The organism is Streptomyces nanshensis, from assembly GCF_001751255.1.
Lineage (GTDB): Bacteria > Actinomycetota > Actinomycetes > Streptomycetales > Streptomycetaceae > Streptomyces > Streptomyces nanshensis_A.
In genome coordinates, this window is the sequence record NZ_LJGW01000682.1 from 1 (window position 1) to 6,389 (window position 6,389).

Below are 6,389 nucleotides of genomic sequence, written 5' to 3' on the forward strand. Positions count from 1 at the left end.
TAGGGCTCCGCCGCCCCCGCGCACACCAGCCACAGCGGCACGTCGTGCGCGGCGGCCTCCGCGGCGCCCCACTCCACGGCGGCGAAGCCGCCCGCGGAGCCGTCGACTCCGACGGCGACCGGACCCGTGGTCACCGGCCGGTTCACAGCGTCACGTCCGGCCAGCCGAACGCGGCCCGTGCCTTCGGCGGCAGCGGTCCCGCGCCCACCCCCTGCAGATCGCGGTCGGCCGCGCGCATCATCTGCCGGCCGAGTTCGGCCATGGCGCGGCTCGCGGCGAGTTCGTCGCCGATCTCGGGGATGTCCACGTCCTCCGGGTTGCAGCGGGCGACCCCGCGCCCGGAGAGCGTCGTCTCGCCGGTGTCGAGGACCGCGCGGGCGGTCGTGGTGCCCTCCTCCTCGTACAGGAAGATGTGTACGTTCCATTCGCGTGTGTGCGGCATGGTGACCTCCTTGGGCGCGCTGTTGCGCTCTCGTGCGCTCCGTTTCCCGGGCGCGGTCTGTCCCCGAGTGCGGTCTGCGGTTGTCGGTTCCGGCCTGGAGGGGGCCGGGCTCTGGGCCGTCAGACGCGTTCCGGCGGCGCGAGGATCTCGCTCTCGATCCGGTTGCGGACCTGGTCGGTCAGCGACTTGAGCCGGTCGGAGAAGACGGGACGCGGTGCGAGCGGGCCCGTGATCCGCCGTGCCTCCGGCGGGAGTTGGGCCACGTCCGCGGCGAAGCGTTCATGGGCCTCGCGCAGCGGCGGCGCCTCGCTCATCCGCCGTCCGCCGTGCATCACCGGCCGCATCAGGGGCCGGTGCCCGGACGGTGCCTGCTCGTGCCGCAGCGCGATCACGTCCGAGCAGCCCTGCCCGCGGAAGATCTGCTTCGACCCGGGGGCCGTGATCTTCGCGGAGGAGAGCTTCATGACGGGACGTCCGTCGTAGGCGACCAGCTTGTACGCGGAGTCCAGATACGGCGCGTCCGCGGAGACGCCGACCTTGGTGCCCACCGCGTACACGTCGATGGGGGCGCCCTCGCGCACCAGCCGGTTCACGCGGTACTCGTCCAGGCCGCCGCTCGCAACGATCCGCACCCGCGTCAGCCCGGCCGCGTCCAGGATGCGCCGGGCCCGTGCCGCGAGCGCGCCCAGGTCGCCGCTGTCCAGCCGTACGGCCGAATTCCCGCCCAGCCCGCGGGACTTGATCACCCGGGCCGCGGTGCGCACGCCCGCGTCGGTGTCGTAGGTGTCGACGAGGAAGGTCACCGGGCCGCCGGGGTGGGCGCGGGCGAAGGCGTGGAAGGCGGCCTCCTCGGTGTGGAACGCCTCGACGTACGAGTGCGCCATCGTGCCGATCGCGGGCAGCCCGAGCGCGGCCGCGGCCTCGACGTTGCTCGTACCGCCGAAGCCCACGAGGGCGCCGACGCGCGCCGCGTCGTACCCGGCCTGTAGCCCGTGCGTCCTGCGCATCCCGAAGTCCATGACGGGACGGCCCGCCCCGGCCAGCACGCACCGCGCCGCCTTGGAGGCGACGGCGGTCTGGTGGCTGAGCAGATTGAGCACGTACGTCTCGACGAGCTGTGCGACGGGCAGCGGCGCGGTGACCTCGATCAGCGGCTCGTTCGCGAAGACGACGGTGCCCTCGGGCACGGCCCGCACCTCGCCGTCGAAGGCCGTGCCCAGCAGCGGCACCAGGTCGCGGGCCGGGCGGCCGAGGGCGGCGGCGAAGGCGTCGACGTCGTCGGGCCCGATGCGGTAGCCGGCGAGGTAGTCGAGCGCCGGCTCCAGCCCGGCCGCGACGAGGAAGCCGCGCTCGGCGGGCAGATCGCGTACGAACAGGCTGAACGTCGCCGGCGCCGTCATCTCCTCCCGCACATACGACATCGCCATCGTCAGCTCGTACAGGTCCGTCTTCCTCGCCTCGGACATCTGGTGAGCACCTCCTGGGGGCCGGGTCCGCGCGGCCGTGGCCGCACGGCCCGTGTCAGTCGTGCGGCACGATCGCGACCGGTGCGCGCGCGTGGTGCATGACGGCGTGGGCGACCGTGCCCACGTGCGTGCCGAGCCGTGAACGGCGGTTGCGGCGGCCGACGATCAGCATCGACGCCTGCGACGCCGCCTCCACCAGCAGCCGCGAGGGCTGCCCGATGACGGCCTCGGCCCGCACCTTCACCTCGGGCCGCGCCTCCTGCCAGGGGCGGAGGGTCGCGGCGAGGGCCTGGTTCTGGGCGGCGAGCAGTTCGTTGGTCATCGCGGGCGGCACGGGCAGCGGGCGCATCCCGTACGTCGGGGGGAGGTCCCAGGCGTGTACGACGTGCAGGGGCGTGGCGTGCCGTTCCGCGTGGTCGAAGGCGAAGGCGATCAACTCGTCGCAGGGACGCCCCAGATCGAGGCCGAGGAGGATGTCGCCGCCGGGGGACTCGGTCGCCGGATCGCCGCCGTGCTCCGGGCCCGCGCCCGTTCCCGTCTCCGTCCCGTACGGCCGTCCCGGCTGCGCCTCCTCGTCGCGGTCGCGGTGCGGGGCGCGGACGAGGACGACGGGGCACGCGGTGTGCGCCACGGTCGGCAGCGCGGTCGAGCCGACGATGAACCCGAGGACGGTGCCGAGGCCTCGCGACCCGAGGACGAGCAGCTCCGTCTCGGCGGAGGCGTCCGCGAGGACGTGCGCCGGGCGGCCCGCGACCATCTCGACGGTGACGGCCAGTTCGGGCATGCGGGTGTTGAGGTCGTCCAGGGCCTCGTTGGTGATCGTCTGCGCCCACTCGCGTTCGACCTCGTCGTCCGCGATGGGCGAGTACGGATAGGCGCCCGTCTCCCGTACCTGGACGAGCTGGAGCGTGCTGCCGCGTGCGAGCGCCTCGCGGGCCGCCCAGTCGACCGCGGCCAGGCTTTCCCGCGTACCGTCCAGTCCCACCGTGACGGTCTGGAACATGGCGCCTCCCTCTCCCGGGCTTCCCTCCCGGCTCCGGACACCGCGCGACGTGCGTGCTCTGAGTCCAGACTCCACCGGCGCCCGTGCGCGGCCGAGAGGCCGGGAGGCCCGAGCGGTGGGCCGAAGGTCCCGCTGCGGGCGCCGGAGCGGGCCGCTCGGACGCGGGCCGTGGGCCGGGCGGCCCATGCAGGCGGCGCCCGTGCGGCGCCAGCCTGGGAGCAGGTCTCCGCACGGGGACGGGCTCTCCCACGCCCGCGTCCCCGTACGCCGGAGACGGGACCCGCAGGAGCACGGGAGGAGCGTGACCATGAAGGCGATGGTCTTTCACGAGCCCGGCAGGGCCGCCTGGGAGAGCGTCCGGGACCCGGACATCCAGGACTCGCAGGACGTCGTCGTACGGGTGGAGACCACCACCATCTGCGGCACCGACCTGCACATCCTGAGCGGCGACGTCCCCGGGGTGGTGCCGGGCACGGTGCTCGGGCACGAGGCCGTCGGCGAGGTGGTCGAGGCCGGGCGCGACGTGCGGACGGTGCGTCCCGGCGACCGCGTCCTCGTCTCCTGCATCACGGCCTGCGGACGCTGCCGCTTCTGCCGCCAGGGCGTCTACGGACAGTGCCGCGGCGGCGGTGGCTGGCGGCTCGGGAACAGCATCGACGGCACCCAGGCCGAGTACGTACGCGTGCCCTTCGCGGACCACTCGGTGCATCTGCTGCCCGGCGGCGTCGAGAGCGAGGACGCGGTGCTCTTCGCCGACATCTATCCGACCGGCTACGAGGTCGGCGTCCTCAACGGGCAGGTGCAGCCCGGCGACACGGTCGTGGTGGTGGGCGCCGGTCCGGTCGGGCTGGCCGCGATCGCCACGGCGCGGCTCTACTCGCCGGACCGTGTCGTCGCCGTCGACCTGACGACGGGACGGCTGGAGGCGGCGGGCCGCTTCGGCGCGGACGCGCGGGTGCTGGCCTCCGACGAGCCGGAACAGCTCGTCGAGGACCTCACCGAGGGGCTCGGCGCGGACGTGACCATCGAAGCGGTGGGCGCACCCGAGACGTTCGAGATGTGCACGCGCATGGTGCGCCCCGGCGGCCACGTCGCCAACATCGGCGTGCACGGCCGGCCCGCGGAACTGCACCTGGAGACCCTGTGGACGAAGGACCTGACGATCCGTACGGGCCTGGTCGACACCTCGTCCACGCCGATGCTGCTGAGCATGCTCGCCGCCGGGCGGCTGCCGACCTCGTCCCTCGTCACGCACGTCTTCGAACTCGGCGCGGCGGAGGAGGCGTACGAGGTGTTCGCGGGCGCCGCGGAGACCGGTGCGCTGAAGGTCGCGCTCAAGGGCCAGCAGATCTACCGGGCGGACAGCTCGTCGCTGGTGACGGTGGCGGGCAGCGGGACGGCGGCGTCCTGACGGAAGGTCCGCGGGGCGTCCCGGTGTGAGGGCCGGGGGGGCGGGAGACGCGGGAGACCGGCGGCGGCCGGGTCGGACGGCACCCGGCCGCCGCCCTTCCGTGCGCTCAGTCCGTCCGCGTTTCCGCGTACTGATCTCGCGGCGGGCTCAGCTCTGCGGTCCGCTGCCCTGCGGCCCGTACAGGTCGAGCAGCCGGGTGCGCGCGGAGTGCAGCCGCCGGGCGACGACACCGGCGACCTGGAAGTACAGCTCACGCCCCAGCACCGGGTCCTCGTCGCACAACTCCCGTACCTTCCGCGCGTCGAACTCCAGGGCGCGCACCGGGGACAGCGCCGTCGCGCCCAAGTGCCAGGCGTACGGCGGGAAGAGCCAGGACCAGCCGAGCAGTTCCTCCGGGCCGAGCGTCTCGACCGTCGCGGCCCGCCGCCCGGGAACGTGCACGTCGAGCGTGACCGAACCGCTGCGCACGATCCAGAACTTCTCGGCGGTGCGGCCCTCTTCGAAGATGCGTGTGCCGCGCGGGAACTGGACCTCCTGGCCCAGCAGCAGCAGCCGTTCCCGGCCCTCGGACGGAAGCGCGGCGATCAGCCGCGGTGCGGTGGCCGTCATGCCGCTCATCATCCGGCGGCACCGCCGCCCCCGCAACCAGCCGGAGCGAACTTGCTCACACCGTGTGCCGGAATGGCGCCGGCGGGTACGCGGGCGGCGGCCCGGAGCACACCGGTGCCCGGCGAGCGGACCGTTCCGCGGAGGGGAGCGGGGGAGCGAAGGAGGCAGCAGTGGCCCAGGCGCCGGCGTCGACGGGGGGAGGCCCACGGGCCGTCCGTGAGCGTGCGGCCCGCCCCGCGCTGTGGCTGGACCGGGCGCGGAACCCCAACAGCCAGGAGCGGCAGACCCTGACGATCATCGTCAAGTGCACGCTCGTGGCGAGCATTTCGTGGTATCTCGCGCACGACGTGATGCGGGCGCAGACACCGGCGTTCGCGCCGTTCTCAGCGGTGCTGATGGTGCAGATCACCGCGTACCGGTCGCTGCTACAGGCGCTGCGCTACGTCGCCGCCGTGGCCGTCGGGGTCTCCCTCCAGGGGCTGTTCGGCGCGCTGGCCGGGCCGACCATGGTCAGCTTCGTCCTCGTCGCCCTGGGCGCGATGACCATCGGACGGTGGCGGCGGCTGGGACAGCAGGGCCCGCAGGTGGCGACCGCCGCCTTCTTCGCCTTCTCCACGTACGCGATGGCGGCCAGCGAGAGCCAGGGCCTGCGGGAGCTGGGGCAGATCCTCGTGCTCGTCCTCATCGGCTGCGGCGTCGGCATCGTGATCAACGTGCTGGTGCTGCCGCCGCTGCGCTACCGCAGCGCCGAGTTCGGCATCCACACCCTGGGCCACAGCCTGGCCGATCTCGCCGCCGAGGCCGGCGAACGCCTCTGCGACGGCGTGTGGGACAAGGAGCACACCGAGTACTGGCGGCACCGCGCGAACCGGCTCGCGCCGCTGGCCGAGCAGGCGCGGTCGTCCGTCAGCACGGCATGGGAGAGCACCCTCCTGCACCCGCGCCGGCTGCTGGACCGCCGGCGCGGCGGCCCTCCCGGCGGCGCCCCCTTCAGCGCCTACCGTCAGCTCGTCGACGCCCTGGAGCGCACCACGTACCAGACGGCCTCGGTGATGCGGAGCATCGACCTGTGGCACCAGGACGCCGAAGGGCCCGCCGAGCACCGGTTCATGCGCGACTACGGCGACTTCCTGTGCCGCTTCGCCGGCATCGCCGAGATCTACGGCCGGCTCGACGAGGACCGGCTGGAGAAGCAGCTCCGCGAGCTGCACACCGCGGGCGAGCGGGCGCACGAGGCCCGCGAGCGGCTGGCCGAACTGGCCGAGGGCGAGGCGTCGTTGCCGCTGAGCGACCCGTCCAGGCCGTTCGGCATCCTCCTCGCGGAGGCCGTACGTCTGCTGGACGAGGCCGACCACATCCACGCCGTACTGGCGCGGGCCGGCGGGCACCGGGACGCGGAGGCGGCGTGACGCCGGGCGCGTGGCGCGCTCGCGCCTCCGGCCCGGCGGTGAGCCCGCT

Annotated in this window: 6 protein-coding genes; 2 read left to right on the top strand and 4 right to left on the bottom strand. The window is 74.1% G+C overall.

What is annotated here, in order from left to right; genetic code table 11:
* Positions 1-142 precede the first annotated feature (142 nt).
* From AN218_RS31640 to AN218_RS31650, 3 genes are all read right to left on the bottom strand, one after another.
* Positions 143-442 (bottom strand): DUF1876 domain-containing protein, encoded by a 300-nt coding sequence (locus AN218_RS31640; protein ID WP_070020463.1) that lies wholly within the window; start codon positions 440-442, stop codon positions 143-145.
* 119 nt (positions 443-561) lie between these two features.
* Positions 562-1,908, bottom strand: a complete 1,347-nt coding sequence (locus AN218_RS31645) for a nicotinate phosphoribosyltransferase (protein WP_070020464.1) — start codon at positions 1,906-1,908, stop codon at positions 562-564.
* Positions 1,909-1,963: 55 nt separating this feature from the next.
* Positions 1,964-2,911 carry a universal stress protein gene (locus tag AN218_RS31650; RefSeq protein ID WP_070020465.1) on the bottom strand — a complete coding sequence of 316 codons (948 nt, stop codon included), beginning with the start codon at positions 2,909-2,911 and terminating at the stop codon, positions 1,964-1,966.
* A 307-nt stretch (positions 2,912-3,218) separates the two neighbouring features.
* On the opposite strand from AN218_RS31650, the gene AN218_RS31655 reads away from it, so the two are divergent.
* Positions 3,219-4,322 (top strand): alcohol dehydrogenase catalytic domain-containing protein, encoded by a 1,104-nt coding sequence (locus AN218_RS31655; protein ID WP_070020466.1) that lies wholly within the window; start codon positions 3,219-3,221, stop codon positions 4,320-4,322.
* Positions 4,323-4,469: 147 nt separating this feature from the next.
* Here the strand turns inward: AN218_RS31655 and AN218_RS31660 are convergent, their stop codons facing one another.
* The gene (locus AN218_RS31660; protein ID WP_070020467.1) at positions 4,470-4,931 is read right to left on the bottom strand and encodes a Crp/Fnr family transcriptional regulator; all 462 of its coding nucleotides are present in this window, start codon (positions 4,929-4,931) and stop codon (positions 4,470-4,472) included.
* A gap of 170 nt (positions 4,932-5,101) precedes the next feature.
* On the opposite strand from AN218_RS31660, the gene AN218_RS31665 reads away from it, so the two are divergent.
* Positions 5,102-6,340, top strand: coding sequence for an FUSC family protein (locus tag AN218_RS31665; RefSeq protein ID WP_079132801.1), 1,239 nt, complete (start codon positions 5,102-5,104; stop codon positions 6,338-6,340).
* Positions 6,341-6,389 lie beyond the last annotated feature (49 nt).

Coding starts and splice junctions, on each gene's coding strand:
- AN218_RS31640 (WP_070020463.1), bottom strand. CDS start 442: ATGCCGCACACACGCGAATGGAACGTACACATCTTCCTGTACGAGGAG.
- AN218_RS31645 (WP_070020464.1), bottom strand. CDS start 1,908: ATGTCCGAGGCGAGGAAGACGGACCTGTACGAGCTGACGATGGCGATG.
- AN218_RS31650 (WP_070020465.1), bottom strand. CDS start 2,911: ATGTTCCAGACCGTCACGGTGGGACTGGACGGTACGCGGGAAAGCCTG.
- AN218_RS31655 (WP_070020466.1), top strand. CDS start 3,219: ATGAAGGCGATGGTCTTTCACGAGCCCGGCAGGGCCGCCTGGGAGAGC.
- AN218_RS31660 (WP_070020467.1), bottom strand. CDS start 4,931: ATGACGGCCACCGCACCGCGGCTGATCGCCGCGCTTCCGTCCGAGGGC.